Origin of the sequence: Streptomyces lienomycini, assembly GCF_027947595.1 — a bacterium.
GTDB classification, from domain to species: domain Bacteria; phylum Actinomycetota; class Actinomycetes; order Streptomycetales; family Streptomycetaceae; genus Streptomyces; species Streptomyces lienomycini.
Genome location: NZ_CP116257.1, coordinates 5,118,921 through 5,133,349 on the forward strand (window position 1 = coordinate 5,118,921; position 14,429 = coordinate 5,133,349).

The window sequence follows — 14,429 nt, forward strand, 5'->3', positions numbered from 1 at the left end:
CTCGACCGGGCGAAAGAATTCACTCCATGGAGTAGGTAGGGGCCGTCCATTCGAATATCTCGAAGACGGCGGTCGAAAGCGCGGGGGGAACGTACGCCCGGAGCGCTTTGCCGTTCTCGTGCGCCGCCGGTTGCGCGCCAACGCGCGGATACGTACGGGTCGTTGTGGAATGGGGGGCGGAGCGCGACCCGAGCGTAAAGACAGATGAGACGGACCCGTCGACGGGTCGCAGGGCAAGGGGGTTGGGTCATGGCCGCAGGGCCCGAAGAGCCGGAGGTTCCCGGTTCCGGTGCGGACGGGGCGGATTCGCCCTTCGTCGCGCCGGAGTCGTTGCCCCAGGCGTGGCAGCCGCTGCTCGGCCGGCCGGCGCTGGCGGAGTTGCTCGGGCATCCCCTCGCGGGCGCCGCGCTGACGGAGATGCGCCGGCTGCTGCCGCCGCACTTCGCCGTGCACTCCTTGCGGACGTTCCTGCTGGCCGACGCCTGTGCACGCACCCACGGGACGGCGTACGACCGGGTCGGCCTGCTGGCCGCGGCGGCGTTCCACGACGTCGGTCTGGTCGGGCGCACGCGGCTGGGACGTGGTGGATTCGCGGCCCGTTCTGCCCAGTTGCTCGACGCGTTCCTGGCCCGGCACGAGGTGGGTCCGGGGCGGCGCACAGCCCTCACCCGTGCGGTGCGCGAGCACATGCGGCCGTTTCCCGCGCGCGACGCCGGACCGGAAGCGCGGCTTCTGCACTTCGGCGCTTGGCTCGACGTCGTCGGGCGCGGTGCGCGTCAAGTGCCGGGCGACCGTGCGCGGTTGGCCGGGCTGGCGCCCACCCCCCGGTTCGCCGTGTCCTTCTCCGCCCGGATGCTGGCCTGCGGGCCGCGCCGGGTGCTGCCGGGCTCCCCGGTCGCCCCTCGGTGACCGGGAGGCCGCGGCAACTCGCCCTTCCCGTTGCGAAAGGAACCGCAGACATGCAAGAAGACCAGCGTGTTTTCGATGTCGCCATCGTCGGAGGCGGCATCGGCGGGACGATGCTGGGGACCGTGCTCGCCCGCCACGGCGTGCGCGTGCTGCTGCTGGAGGGCAGCGGCCACCCCCGGTTCGCCATCGGAGAGTCCACCGTCCCCGAGACCACGTTCGGTCTCAGGGTCCTGGCCCGCCGCTACGACGTCCCGGAGCTCGAGCACCTGGCGACCAACGCGGCCCTGCGCCGTCACGTGTCGTCGAACTGCGGGGTCAAGCGGAACTTCAGCTTCGTCTACCACCGGGACGGCGAGCCGACCCGACCCGACGAGTGCACGCAGTACCCCACCTGGGGTCCGCCGCTCGGCCCCGACTCGCACTACTTCCGGCAGGACGTGGACGCGTACATGTTCCACGTCGCCGTGTCCTACGGCGTCACCGCGTACACCCACACCATGGTCGACGACGTGAAGTTCGAGGAGGACGGCGCCACGCTCGTCACCCGGGACCGCGGCAACTTCCGGGCGTCCTACGTGGTCGACGCCGGCGGAATGCGGGCGATGCTGCCGGAGCGGCTCGGACTGCGGCAGGAGCCGCCGTACCGCACCCGCTCGCGCACGATCTTCACGCACATGGTGGACGTGCGGCCCTTCGACGCGGTGTCGCCGCCGCGCGAACAGCACGGCATGCCGAGTCCGTTCAGTCAGGGGACGCTGCACCACATGTTCCAGGGCGGCTGGCTCTGGGTCATCCCGTTCGACAACCAGACGACCAGCACCAACGAGTTGTGCAGCGTCGGCCTCAACCTCGACCTGGACCGGTATCCCCGCCCGGACGACATGTCGGCGGAGGAGGAGTTCTGGCACCATGTGCGCCGGTTCCCCAGTGTGGCGCGGCAGTTCGAGCGGGGGCGTGCGGTCCGGCCGTACGTGTCCACCGACCGCACGCAGTTCGCCTCCCAGAAGGTGGTCGGCGACCGGTGGTGCCTGCTGCCGCACGCCAGTGACTTCATCGACCCGCTCTTCTCCAGCGGGCTCGCCGTCACCGTGATGGCCCTCAACGCCCTGGGCCACCGGCTCATCGACGCGGTGCGCCAGGACGACTTCGACACCTCCCGGTTCGCGTACCTGGACCACTGGACCAAGCGCATGTTCCGGTTCTACGACGACCTGGTGTCGTGCAGCTACATCGCGTTCGACGACTTCGACCTGTGGAACGCGTGGAACCGGGTGTGGACCCTCACCACGCTGTACGGCACGAACGCCCAGAACCAGGCCGCGGTGACGTACGAGAAGACGCAGGACCCGTCCTGCTTCGACGTACTGGAGCTGCCGCCGTACCGGGGCCTGCAGGGCATGGACAATCCCTGGGTGGAGCGGATGTTCGACCAGTCACGCGACGCCGTACTCGCTTATCAGGCCGGTGAGTTGACGAAGGAGCAGACGATCGCGCGCATCTACGAGGTGCTGGGCGAGAGCGGTCTCGTCCCGGGGGTCTGGGGGACCCTGGACCCCGACAACCGCTGCCCTTCCGGTGTGTTCACGCTCTGGCCGCTGATGAAGATCCTGCTGTGGGGCAAGTACCGCTCGCCCCGGCACGTCCGCGGCTCCTACTTCACCGGTGGCGCCCGGCTGGTGGGCAAGGAGGCGGTCCAGGCGTACACCGGCGAACTGCGGGCCGGCAGCTCGCTGGTGCACCAGACCGTCCGGGACATGTGGCTCAACTGGAACCGCGACTGGGCGCGGCGGACCGCTCCTCGGAAATGAGCGCGGAAAAACATTTCCGCCGACTCGCGGACGCACACATTCCGGTTTGCCGCTCCGGGGCCTCGGGTAGGAAAACCACATGGCCGACAAATAGAAAGTCGGCCGTGGTTCTCCCTGCCCAATCCGAGAGACAACGGGCTGCAATCCACCATGGTGCGACATTCCACCTGCCAATCGCCCGCTGAATGCTCCTGGGAAGACATCTTCCAGCATCAGGACCGCCTCATGCGATTGGTTCGACGAAGACTGCCGAGTTTTCAGGACGCCGAGGACTGCGTTCAGGAAACCATGGCCCGCGCAGCCGCTCACGCCGCGTTGGACAGGAATCGGCTCGGTTCCTTTCTGACCTCCGTGGCGCTTCGCCTCTGCATCGACTTCTACCGTGACATGGAGCGTCGCAGCAGACTCCTGCAGCGCGCAGCGCTCGTGGACACCTTCGGCACGACCGAGGAGGACGTCTGCGACCAAGACTTCGGCCGTTGGCTGCTGGGCCAGGTGCAACACCTGCGGGGACGGGAACAGGAGGTCATACTCGCCCGCGCCAAGGGAATTTCCACCGCGGAATTCGCCCGCATCCACAACATTTCCGTCAAGGCGGCCGAAGCCGCTTTCACCAGGGGACGTGCCCGTCTGAAAAGCGCGTGCGCTAAGGCCTTGGAAGGCTGCCCCGGGTAATAGCCGGCACCCTCACCTCTCCCCTCACAGAGAAACGGAAAGGGACCACACTCATGGGCAACAGCAAGAACATCCAGGACATCATCAAAGATCTGCTCGGTGATATGACCGACGCCTGGAAGGATGCGTTCGACGACCTCCTGAACCGAGACGACTCGGGCTCGTCGACCGGCTCCGGCAACGCCGTCAACGCACTGGCCGGGCTGCCCCCGAACGCCCTCGCCGCGCTGGCCGGGGCCGTCAACCCGGCGACCGCGCTCGCGGGTGTCGCCAACCCGCTGGCCGCCCTCGGCGGGATCGGCGGGATCGGCGCCGCCAACCCGCTCGCCGGCCTCACCGGTGCCGTGGGCGCCGCCAACCCGCTCGCGGCCGCGCTGGGCGGTGCGGGCAACCCCTGGCCGCGCTGGGCGGTGCGGCCAATCCGCTCGCCGCGGTCGGCGGCGCGGCCGGTGCGCTCGGCGGGCTCGGACAGCTGGCCGGAGGCCTCGGACACGCGGCGAGCGGGGCGGGCGACCTGATGTCGCTCCCCACCCAGCTGACCCAGCTGACCCAGGTGCTCCCCAAACTCCTCGAGGCGGTCCAGGGCGTGCAGAACGCGGCCAACCTGCCGGCCCAGGCCGGGCAGCAGGGTTTGGCCGCACTGCAGGGCCTGACGGGCCAGCAGGGCGGCGACCGGCCTCACGGCGGCCAGTCCTCGACCTCGACCTGACCCGGTCGTACCACCGTCCCGCCGGCCGGCTCGGTGCCGGACGCCGCTCTTCCGTCCCCTGAACGAACCCCACCCGAGGAGGATCACACACGATGGCGTCTGTCGTCGGCGATCGGCTGCGTCTCGTGGTCAAGGTCCTGGGCAGCCTCGTGGCCGACGAGGTGGGACAGGCCACCCGGCTGCGGAGACGTACGAGGCGGGACGGTCGGCCCCCGGCGGAGGACGGTGACGCCTCCGCCGGGTCCGATCAACGCCGCGCCAAGGCGGTGCGGCAGGCCCTGGAGAGCCTCGGCCCCTTCTACGTGAAGCTCGGTCAGATCCTGTCCACCCGCCCCGACATGGTTCCCCAGTCCATCCGGGACGAGTTGCAGAACCTGCACGACGAGGTCGACATCCAGCCGTTCTCGCAGTTCGAGCCGGTGCTGGCCCGCGACCTGGGCCTCGACTGGAAGCTGCGTTTCGACGACATCGAGACCGCCGCCCCCCTCGGGGCGGCGTCTCTCGCCCAGGTCTACCGCGTGACGCTGCCGGGCGGACGCGCGGCCGTGGTGAAGATCCAGCGCCCCGGCATCCGCGAGGGCGTGCTCGCGGACATGGCCCTGATGCGGCGGGCAGCGCGGATCGTGGCCCGTGTCGCTCCCCGGTTCAACGAGGTCATCGACGTCGAGGCGATGCTCGGCTCGGTCTTCGACGCCATGGAACCGGAGCTGGACTTCACCGGTGAGGCCCGCAACATGGACGAGGCCCGTGGCCAGGTGCGGCAGTTCCGCTCCCTGGAGGTGCCCCGGGTGCTGCACGCCAGCCCCCGGGTCTTGGTCCAGTCGCTGGCCGACGGGAAGTCGGTGCGGCACGTCGACCGCGCGCACTTCGCGGACGACGAGCGCGTGGAGATCGGCAAGGACCTGCTGCGGTTCATGTACCACGGGTACTTCGTCCACCGCTTCTTCCACGCCGACCCGCACGCCGGCAACGTCTTCGCCGCCCCCGGCGGACCGGCGACGCTGATCGACTGGGGCATGGTCGGCCGGCTGGACCGGCGGACCAGTCTGCAACTGCTGCCGCTGTTCATGACCCTGGCCCAGAACGACGGTACCGGGCTGGCGCAGCACTGGGCGGAGATGGGCCGGATGACGCCGTGGGCCAACATGCCCGCGTTCGCCGCGGACATGGCCGCGTTCGTACCCAAGGTGTCCCATCTGTCGCTGGAGGACATGAACTTCGGACTCGCGCTCACCACCGTGCTCGCCAAGGCGACCAAGCGGGGCATCGGTTCGCCGCCGGCCGTGTCGCTGCTGGGCAAGTCGTTCGCGAACCTGGACGGCTCGGTGCGCTGCCTGGCCCCCGAGATCACGCTGCCCGAGGTGTTCCAGGCGGAGGTGCCGAAGATCCTCTTCGCGCTGGGCCGCGAGTTCCTCGGCCGCAACCAGTTCGCCCGCAACTCGATGGAGCTGCTGCTCGCCGCCGTCACCAGTCCCGAGCAGGTGCGGGGTGTCCTGTCCGACGTGGCCAACCGGCAGTTCGCGCTGAACATCCACGAGCCGCGCACCCCCGCCGCCATGGGCGGACAGCGGCCCACCCGTCCCTCCGGGGGCATGCTCGCGCTGGGCGCCGCGGCCTTCCTGCTGGGCCGTCGCCGCTCGGGCTGACCCGGGCCCGCGCACGGCCGACCGGCCCGACCCTCCCGCGCCGCCCTCTCCCCCGCCTCGTACCGTCCCGTCCCGTCCCGTCCCGTCCCCAGGAGGACACATGCCGGAAGCCACCCGACCGCAGTCGCCGCCCGCGTCGGCCCCCCGGGCCCCGGACGGCCTCTCCCACGCGGCCCTCTGGACGGCCGCCGCGCACGCGGCCGAGTACCTGCGGTCCGCGCCGTTCGTCCGCGACCCGTGGGCCGCCGACTTCCTGCACGCGGCCGGGTTCCGGGGAGGTCCGCCCGGTGACGGCCCGATGCAGCGGCTGCTGCCCGACTGGCAGGTGGTGCGCTCCCGCTTCTTCGACGACCACCTGCTCACCGCGGCCCGTTCGGGCTGCCGTCAGGTGGTGGTGCTCGGTGCCGGCCTGGACACCCGCGCCTTCCGCCTCGACTGGCCGACCGGTGTGCACCTCTTCGAGGTCGAGGTCCCGGCCGTCCTGGCCTTCAAGGAACGCGTGCTGGACTGCAGCCCGGTCACCTGCGGACGGCGCAGCACGGTGGGGGCCGACGTCACCGGTTCGTGGGGCGAGCGGCTCGTGGCGGCGGGATTCGATCCGGGCAGGCCCACCGCCTGGCTCTGCGAGGCCCCGCTGTACTTCCTGCAACCCGCCCAGGTGGCGGCGATCGTCGCCACGATGACCGAACTGTCCGCCGAGGGCAGCACGTTCGGCGCCGAATGCGTGAACGCCCGGGCGGTGGCCTCACCCCTGGTGGCGCCCTTCCTCGAGGCACTGTCCACGATCGGGGCGGCCTGGAACTGGCAGTTGGCGGACCCCGAGGGCTGGTGGGCGGAGCGCGGCTGGGACGCCCGGGTCGCCGACCTGTTCACGCTGCCGTACGCGATGGAACGGCTCTCCCTGTACCTGCCGCTGGTCGGCGAGGCCGCCGCCAAGTGCGCCTTCCTCACGACCGGGACCCTGCGCGGCACGCGCTGAGCCGCCGCGACGAAGCCCCGAGCGCCTGCCCGGGGCTTCGTCGCGGACCGCGCGGCGGGTCAGCGGCGTTCCAGCTCCAGCAGTGCCGCCAGCCACAGGTCGGGGAGTTCGTCGGCGGTCCGCAGCGCCTCGTCGTGCACGACGCTCAGGCACGCGGTGTCGTGCTGGCTGGTCAGCGTGATGACGCTGCGGATGCCGGACGCGACGCTCGTGAGGACCGCCGCACGCCTGGCCGTGAGCCCCTGGTGTTCCAGCGCGGTGCCGAAGTTGACGCTGCTCACCGGTCCGGCGACGAGCCTGCCGTGCACCAGGCGGACGCCGACCCGGGCCCCGACCGACCGCGGGGTGGCCGCCAGCAGCAGGCGCATGGCGTCGCGCCGCCGGGCGGTCCGCATCCGGCCCGTCGCGGCCACGACCCTGGCCAGAGCCCCCTGCGGCGACTCCTCGTCGCACGGCAGCAGCATCCGCGCGGTGATCATGCGGTTTCCGGGGACGTGCTCCTCGCCCGGGGCGCGCACGGACATCGGGATCGCCACGGGCAGCGGCGGGTGCGCCGCACCGGTCTCCTTCAGGTGCCAGGTGCGGACGGCGTGGGACAGGGCGGCGAGGAAGACGTCCGTCACCGTCGCTCCGTACAGGGCGCCGACGGCACGCAGCCGGGCCAGCGGCACGTCGGTGTGGGACACGTCGACCCGGCCGGTGCACACGCCGTCGAAGGCCGGTTTCGCCGTCGCCGCGCCGAAGGCGCCCACCACGTCCCCCAGGCTGCCGGCGAGGCCGAGGACGGTGGGCCGGCGGCGGGGCAGCGGGGCCGGGCCGCCGTCGGGGTCGTCGCCGAGCAGGGCGCGGGCGGTGTAGGCGGCGCCCATCCCGTCCTGGAAGGCGTGGTCGGTGCGGTAGCAGAGGGTGTGCCGGCCCGCCGGGCCGTGCACCAGCCACACGTCCCAGTGCGGCCCTTCGTCGGCGCCCATGGGACGGGAGAGCATCAGTCGGCTGGTCGCCGATCCGTCGGTGTCGTCGGGCAGCCGCGCCTCGTGGACGTGCCGGTCCACGGCGATCCGGTCCACCCGCAGGTATCTGAGGCGGTCGCGTGCGATGCGGTAGTGCAACGACGGGATGCCGTGGACGCGTTCGGCCACCCGCTCGCGCACGGAGTCCAGGGTCGGCGCCCGGCCGTCGAACTCGAACGCGAACACGACGGGGAGCACCCGTCCGTGCGCGGCCAGGTGAAAGGCGACATCGACGGTGCCCATGGTCACGGACGGCGGCAGGCGGCCGTCCCTGCCCAGGCGGAGTCGCTTCATGAGGACCTCCCGGTCGAACTCAGGAACTGGAACGGCACTTCAACGCACGACGGCCGTCAGCAGACACGCCGGACGGCCCACCCGTGTGCGTCGACGCAGGCGCGCAGCAGGGGGCGCACGGGTCCCCGCAGGGGCAGCCGGGGGGCGCGCGAGCGGTGCCAGGGCAGCGGGTCGCCGGGCTCCGGCTCGCCGAGGAGCGCACCCGCCACGTGGGCGCCGTGCGCCACGGACAGCGCGAGGCCGTGGCCGCCGCAGCCACCGATGTACCAGACGTCGGAATACCCCGGCACCGGCCCGACCACCGGCAGGTCGTCGCCGGTCATGCCGATCCGGCCGGACCAGCGGTGGGTGACCCGCGCTCGGGCCAGGTCGGGGTGCAGGGACCGCAGCCAGCGCTCCAGCCGGCCCCAGGCGCGCTCGCGCAGGGCCTGGAGCCGGGGGGCTCCGAGTCCGGCCGGGACCGACGCGGTGCCGCCGCCCGCCACCAGGCCGCCGTCCGGGAGCAGCCGGTAGTAGGGCGCCAGCGGCACGGCGTCGACGACCGCGTGTCCTGCCCGCCCGCCCAGTGCCTCGTACGCCGAGGTGCTCAGGGGCTCGGTGGCCACGGCGTACACCTCCAGCGGGAGGATCGTGCCGACCGGCAGGTCCAGCGCCTGGGCGGCCGAGTTGACGGCCAGCACCGCCTGTCCGGCGTAGAGCCTGCCGTGCGGGAGGACCAGTTCGGGGCCGACCAGATCGCCGGGGTGCAGGGCCAGCAGGGGGCTGCGGCCGTAGAACCGTACGCCCTTGTCGGCGCAGGCGCGGGCGAGGGCGCAGGTGAGGGCGGCGGGGTCGAGGGTGGCGGCGGGGCGGTGCAGGAGCGCGGCGCGGTAGGGGATGCCGACGCGGTCGCGGATGCCGGCCGGGGTGAGGACGGGCACGTCCAGGCCGAGTTCGCGGCCGGCGCGGGCCTGGCGGGCGAGTGCCACCAGGCCCGCGGGCGACCGGGTGGCCATGAGCTGCTCGCCGGGCCGCAGTCCGCAGGGCACGGCGAGCCGCGCGCAGAGGTCTATGACGTCCCGCACGGCCTGCTGGCTGGCCCGGTGCATCCGGCCGGCCGTCCGCGGGCCGAACCGGCGCACCGCGCGGTCGAGGGCGGGCCCGGCCCGGGGGCCGAGCAGGCCGGTGCCCCGGCCGCTGGCCCCGGCGGCCGGCTGCTCGGCGTCCACCACGGCGATGTCGAGCCCGGGGGCGCGTTCCGCGAGGTGGTAGGCGCAGGACAGCCCGGCCAGGCCGGCCCCGACGACGGCGACGTCCGCGGTGACGACACCCTGCAGTTGGGGCTGGGGCGGCAGTTCCGCCGGGTCCCAGTACGGTGTCCCGGCCGGTTCGCCACTCATCCGGCGGCGTCCGGCACCGGTTCGGTCAGTACGCCGAACCGGCGGTCGTGCCACAGCAGCGGTCGTCCCGCGCCCACGTGCACGGCGGCGACCCGGCCGACGACGAGGTGGTGGTCGCCGTAGCGGCGGACGTCCTCGGTGAGGCACACCGACCAGGCGAGTGCGCCGGCCAGTACGGGGACGCCGAGGACCTGCCGGGTGTCCGTTCCCGCGAACCGTTCGGCGGCGGTCGTCGTCGGGGACGCGAACCGGCCGGCCAGCTCCTGCTGTTCCTCGCGCAGCAGGTGCACGGCGAAGGTCCGGCGGGAGCGGACGGCGTCGAGGGTGCGGGAGCCCTCCCGCAGGCAGGCCAGGAGCAGCGGCGGGCGTGCGGAGAGCGAGGTGACGGCGGACACCGTCATGCCGAGCGGGCCGTCCTGGCCGCGGGCGGTCACGACGGTCACCCCGGCGGCGAGTTTGGCGTAGAGGCCCAGGCAGCGGGCGGCGCCCGGCCCGGGTTCCTCGTGCAGCGGGTCGGCGGTCGTCGCCGACCGGTCAGCGACGAGTCGCAGCCGCGCGTTCATCGATCACCTCCGCGTCCGCGAGGCCCCGCAGTACCCGGGCGATGTTGGTGCGCACCGTCGACTCGGCCACCGGGTCGAGGATCTCGGCGAGCGAGGGGATGCCGAGGTCGAAGGCCGCGGTGAAGACGACGAGGGTGCCGCTGCCCCGTTCCTCACAGCGCCAGCCGCCCTCGAAGGTCTGGAAGTCGCCGCTGAGCTGCTCGAAGGCGAGGGAGTACGTCTCGGGCGAGTAGGTGTCGCGTTCCCGCCACCGCATCAGGCCGCCGCGGAACTCGACGGTCCAGTCCGAGACCGTGGAGCCGTCGGGAAGCGGCGGCTCGACGCGCACCTCGCGGAAGACGTCGCTGTATTCGGGGTAGCGGCCGAAGTCGCTGATGCGACGGTAGACGTCTGCGGGTGCCAGACCGTCGGCGAGGGCGTGCAGGACCACGTGGCGCATGGTTCGTTCGGTTCCTTCCGGAGGGTTGCGGACGCGGGTGTCGGCCGGGCGGTCAGCCCGGCATGCGTTCGGCCGTGCTGTGCAGGGCCTCGGCGAGGGTGGTGAGGAAGAGGTCGGTCTCGGTGTCCCCGACCACGGCGGGCGGGGTCAGCCGCAGCACCCGGGTGGAGTTGAGGGAGTGGTTGACGAGGACGCCGCGCGCGATCAGCTCCAGCAGCAGCTCGCCGACCGCCTGTTCCTCGGCGAACTCGATGCCGATCAGGAGTCCTTGGCCGCGCACCTCGCGGACCAGGCCGCCCTCGTAGGGCGCGCACACGTCCCGTACGGCGGCGCGCAGGCGCAGGCCGAGGGCCGCGGCGCGGGCGACGGTGTTCTCCGCCTCCATCGCCCGTACGGTGGCGAGCGCCGCGGCGCAGGCGATCGGGGAGGCCCCGAAGGTGGAGGTGTGCAGGTAGGGGTCGCGGCTGAAGGGCGCGTAGGCCTCCGCGGTGGCGGCCATCGCGGCGATCGGTACGACGCCGCCGCTGAGCCCCTTGCCGGCCAGCAGCACGTCCGGGCGCACCTCCTCGGCGTCCACGCCCCACCAGGTGCCGAGGCGGCCCATGCCGGTCTGGATCTCGTCGACGACCAGCAGGGCGCCGTACGCCTCGCACAGGGCGCGCACCTGGCGGAGGTAGCCGGGGCGGGGGATGCGGACGCCGCCCTCGCCCTGAACGGGTTCGACGATGACGCAGGCCCGGTCGCGGCGGGCGGCCAGCGCCTGTTCGAGGTCGGCGGGGTCGTCGTAGGCGACCTGGGTGACGTCGGGGAGCAGGGGCTGGAACGGCGTCTGGTAGGTGGCGTTGGCGGTGACGCTGAGCGCGCCGAGCGTCTTGCCGTGGAAGCCGCGGCGGGTGGTGATCACCGAGGTCCGGCCGTGGGCGCGGGCGAGCTTCAGGGCGGCCTCGGTGGCCTCGGCGCCGGAGTTGACGAAGTGGACGTAGTCGACGCCGGGCGGGGTGTGGGCGGCGAGGGCCTGGGCGGCGAGGGCGGCCACCGGTTCGAGGAAGACGCGGCTGGCCAGCGGGTGGGTGTCGATCTGCCGGTGCACGGCCTCGACGACCGCCGGGTGGCGGTGGCCGAGGATGAAGACGCCGTAGCCGCCGAAGTCCAGGAAGCGGCGGCCGTCGTCGGCGTGGATCCAGGCGCCCTCGGAGCGGACCTCGGCCATGCCGCCCATGACCCGGCCCATGACGGCGCGGCCGGAGCCGATGTGCTTGAGGTAGAGGTCGACGACGTCGGTCCGGCCGGAGGGCGGGACGGACGCGGCACCGGGCGGTTCGACGGCACCCGTCGGCTCGGTGGCGTCGGTGGAGGGAGGCGACATGGTCATCACGCCACCTCCGACGCGCTCGCCGCGGCCGCGTGGGTGCGGTGCCGGCGCAGGGTGCCGGACTCGTCCGCGGCCCAGCTCTCCAGGTTGCGTACGAGTGCGGCGCGGATGTCGGCGTGGGTGACGGGGGTGCCGCAGTGGGGGGTGCCGAGGGAGGAGTCGAACGGCAGCTCGCGCTGGAAGACCAGGAGCAGTTCCGCGTAGTGCCGGAACCGCTGCCGCACCGAGGCGGGCAGCGAGGTGCCCTCCAGCATGGGCAGCAGCAGCCGGTGGACGGCCTCGACGGGGATGAGTCGCGGGCGCAGCGGCCGGGGCAGGCCGTGGCGGACCGCGAACTCCGCGCAGGTGTCGGCGATCTCGCTCAGCGCCGGGGCCTGGCTGCCCGCGGTGAGCCAGTACTCGCCGTCGCCGACGCCGCCGCGGATCAGGGCGCCGATGGCCCGCGTCACGTAGTCCTGCGGGATCATGTCGACGCGGGCTTCCGGGGCGCCGGGGAGCACCGGCACCTGGCCGAGGACCATCGCGCCGATCGTCTTGGTGAGACCCTGCTGCCCGGCGATGCGCCCGGTGGCCGAGTGGCCCATGACGACGGAGGGCCGCACGATGGCACCGGGTACGCCCGCCTCGCGCGTCAGTTGCTCGGCCCGGCTCTTGGACGCGAGATACGCGGTGGCGCCCGGGAAGCGCTCCCGGTCCTCCTCGCTCGGGGTGTTGGCCACGAAGGCCGTGCTGACCAGGTAGAGCGGGGCGTCGGCGCGGGCGGCGAGATCGAGCATCGTCTCCGTGCCGAGGATGTTGGTCCGCACGATCTCCTCGGGCGGGGTGCGCCAGTTGGTCTGGGCGGCGGAGTGCAGCACCACGTCGACGCGCAGGGCCAGTTCGTACCAGGCGCCGGCGCTCAGGCCGAGGCGCGGGGCGAGGAGGTCGCCCTCGATCTCGCGCACCCGCGGATCGTGCAGCGGCCGGGACCGCCGCAGGCAGAGCAGGTCGTAGTCGGGCGCCAGTTCGTCGATCAGGGCCCGGCCGAGGACCCCCGAGCCGCCGGTGAGCAGCAGGGTGGGACGGTCACGCGCGGTGGTGCGGGGTGGTACGGGCAGGACGGTGGGACGTGGAGCGTTTCGCGGCATGGTGGGGGCTCCCCTCGACGGGCTTCGACCGCCGTGGAACGTGGGGTCGGCGGGACGGTGACCGGCGCGTGGCCGACGTGAGGACGACGGGGGCGCGCGCCGGGGTGTACGTGGGACGGGCGGGGCGGCGGGGCTCTTGTACGGGGCGGGGCGGAAGGGACTGCGGGGCTCGTGCGACGAGCGGGACGGGTGGGACGGACGGGACGGGCGGGGCTGACCGTGGTGAATGGGCCGGCCCCGGGCGGGTGGGTGGTCGGTGCGGGGCCGGGCAGGCGAGACGGGCGGGGGCCGCCGGAGCGCGGCCTGTCGGCCGTCAGGCGATGGTGAGCGGGCCGTCGGCCAGGTACGTGGCGAGCGGGCCCGTCATGCGCGAGCGCGAGGGCGGGTGCAGGGCCAGTCCGTTGGCGCAGGCGGCCAGGTGGCCCACCTCGTCGGAGGTCATGAAGTTCAGTCCGCCGAGCAGTTCGACCGCGCGCGGGACGATGCGGGCGAGGGCGTCCTGGACGCCGTAGCGCACGCACAGCGCCTGCGCGAGAGCCGACTCGTCCAGTTCCCCGGCGTCGACGCGACGGGCGACGCCCTCGGCGGTGGCCATGGCGGCCTCGGTCTCGGTGAAGAGGCGCACGCGCTCGTGCTCGGGAATCCGGTCGTTCTGCAGCACGCGTTCCACCAGGGCGGAGGCGGCGCCGAGGTAGCTGCCCGTCATCAGCACCTGGAACCAGACCAGGCCGGCGGTCTGGAGCTCGTCCAGGCGCTCCCCCGAGGCGGTCGCGGTGCGCAGGACGAGTTCCGGCGGGACCAGGACGTCGGTGAGCGTGACCTGATCGCTCTCGGCTCCGGCCAGGAAGGTGCTGGACCAGAAGCCGCTGACGCTCAGCCCCTCGCTGTCTGCGGGCACGAGGGCGACGGCCAGTTCGTCGCCCTTGCCGTCCTCGCGCGGGATCATCACGCCCGCGGTGAGCACGTCCATGGAGTGGGCCAGGCTGCAGGGCCGTTTGACGCCGTTGATCCGGACGCCGTCGGCGGTCGCGGTGGCGGTCATCGACGGGTCCAGGATCCCGGCGCCGCTGCGGCCCTCGGCGAAGCCGGAGGCGATGACCCGGTTGCTCGACGCCACGCCCTCGATCAGCATCCACTCCAGGCCGTCGCCGAGACCGCCGAGCCCGACCAGGGTGGCCATGGAGAAGTGGTGCATGGTGGTGGCGACCGCCAGGGACGGCGACCGGCTGCCGATGGCCCGCTGGACGCGCAGCGCGTCCAGCGCGGTGGCGCCGCGCCCCTGGTGGGACTCCGGGACGAGCAGTCCGGGGGCGCCGCTGTCCCGGAAGTGCCGGATGCCGGGGCTGCCGGGCCGCTCGAGTTCCATCAGGGGGATCTCGCGCAGGGCGGGGTCCAGGTCGGGCAGCAGCTTGGCGAGGGTGGTGCGTTCACGCTCGAGGAATCTCATGGGCGTGCGGACCTCCTGGGTGGGTGGGCGGACGGGACTGCCGTGCGGACGGCCGCGTGCTCTGCCCGCTGC

At 73.1% G+C, this 14,429-nt stretch carries 14 protein-coding genes; 7 read left to right on the forward strand and 7 right to left on the reverse strand.

Annotated elements, in window-relative coordinates; all coding sequences use genetic code 11:
* The first annotated feature begins 249 nt into the window (after nt 1-249).
* From BJ961_RS23255 to BJ961_RS23285, 7 genes are all read left to right on the forward strand, one after another.
* Nucleotides 250-909, forward strand: a complete 660-nt coding sequence (locus BJ961_RS23255; protein ID WP_271414746.1) for an HD domain-containing protein — start codon at nt 250-252, stop codon at nt 907-909.
* A 50-nt stretch (nt 910-959) separates the two neighbouring features.
* Entirely contained in the window at nt 960-2,717 is a 1,758-nt protein-coding gene (locus tag BJ961_RS23260; protein ID WP_271414747.1) for an NAD(P)/FAD-dependent oxidoreductase, read from the forward strand.
* Nucleotides 2,718-2,867: 150 nt separating this feature from the next.
* The gene (locus BJ961_RS23265; RefSeq protein ID WP_271414748.1) at nt 2,868-3,392 is read left to right on the forward strand and encodes an RNA polymerase sigma factor; all 525 of its coding nucleotides are present in this window, start codon (nt 2,868-2,870) and stop codon (nt 3,390-3,392) included.
* A gap of 53 nt (nt 3,393-3,445) precedes the next feature.
* Entirely contained in the window at nt 3,446-3,910 is a 465-nt protein-coding gene (locus tag BJ961_RS23270) for a hypothetical protein (RefSeq protein ID WP_271414749.1), read from the forward strand.
* Entirely contained in the window at nt 3,910-4,101 is a 192-nt protein-coding gene (locus BJ961_RS23275) for a hypothetical protein (RefSeq protein ID WP_271414750.1), read from the forward strand. The genes BJ961_RS23270 and BJ961_RS23275 overlap by 1 nt, the downstream gene beginning before the upstream one ends.
* Before the next feature lie 92 nt (nt 4,102-4,193).
* Entirely contained in the window at nt 4,194-5,747 is a 1,554-nt protein-coding gene (locus BJ961_RS23280) for an ABC1 kinase family protein (protein ID WP_271414751.1), read from the forward strand.
* Between the two features lie 100 nt (nt 5,748-5,847).
* Nucleotides 5,848-6,726 (forward strand): SAM-dependent methyltransferase, encoded by an 879-nt coding sequence (locus BJ961_RS23285; protein WP_271414752.1) that lies wholly within the window; start codon nt 5,848-5,850, stop codon nt 6,724-6,726.
* Nucleotides 6,727-6,785: 59 nt separating this feature from the next.
* Here BJ961_RS23285 and BJ961_RS23290 read toward each other — a convergent pair whose 3' ends face one another.
* The 7 genes from BJ961_RS23290 to BJ961_RS23320 all read right to left on the reverse strand — a co-directional run bounded on the left by BJ961_RS23290 (nt 6,786) and on the right by BJ961_RS23320 (nt 14,357).
* Nucleotides 6,786-8,030: a wax ester/triacylglycerol synthase domain-containing protein gene (locus BJ961_RS23290; protein WP_271414753.1), complete on the reverse strand. Its 1,245-nt coding sequence runs from the start codon at nt 8,028-8,030 to the stop codon at nt 6,786-6,788.
* 56 nt (nt 8,031-8,086) lie between these two features.
* On the reverse strand, nt 8,087-9,409 hold the full coding sequence (locus tag BJ961_RS23295; protein ID WP_271414754.1) for an NAD(P)/FAD-dependent oxidoreductase: 1,323 nt from the start codon (nt 9,407-9,409) through the stop codon (nt 8,087-8,089).
* Nucleotides 9,406-9,972 (reverse strand): flavin reductase family protein, encoded by a 567-nt coding sequence (locus BJ961_RS23300; protein ID WP_271414755.1) that lies wholly within the window; start codon nt 9,970-9,972, stop codon nt 9,406-9,408. The genes BJ961_RS23295 and BJ961_RS23300 overlap by 4 nt, the downstream gene beginning before the upstream one ends.
* Nucleotides 9,944-10,411, reverse strand: coding sequence for an aromatase/cyclase (locus tag BJ961_RS23305; RefSeq protein WP_271414756.1), 468 nt, complete (start codon nt 10,409-10,411; stop codon nt 9,944-9,946). The genes BJ961_RS23300 and BJ961_RS23305 overlap by 29 nt, the downstream gene beginning before the upstream one ends.
* Before the next feature lie 52 nt (nt 10,412-10,463).
* Nucleotides 10,464-11,783, reverse strand: coding sequence for an aspartate aminotransferase family protein (locus BJ961_RS23310; protein WP_381160351.1), 1,320 nt, complete (start codon nt 11,781-11,783; stop codon nt 10,464-10,466).
* Nucleotides 11,783-12,910: an SDR family oxidoreductase gene (locus BJ961_RS23315; RefSeq protein WP_271414757.1), complete on the reverse strand. Its 1,128-nt coding sequence runs from the start codon at nt 12,908-12,910 to the stop codon at nt 11,783-11,785. Before BJ961_RS23315 ends, BJ961_RS23310 begins: the two co-directional genes overlap by 1 nt.
* Nucleotides 12,911-13,223: 313 nt before the next feature.
* Complete coding sequence (locus tag BJ961_RS23320; RefSeq protein ID WP_271414758.1) at nt 13,224-14,357, reverse strand: acyl-CoA dehydrogenase family protein; 1,134 nt, start codon at nt 14,355-14,357, stop codon at nt 13,224-13,226.
* Nucleotides 14,358-14,429: the final 72 nt, after the last annotated feature.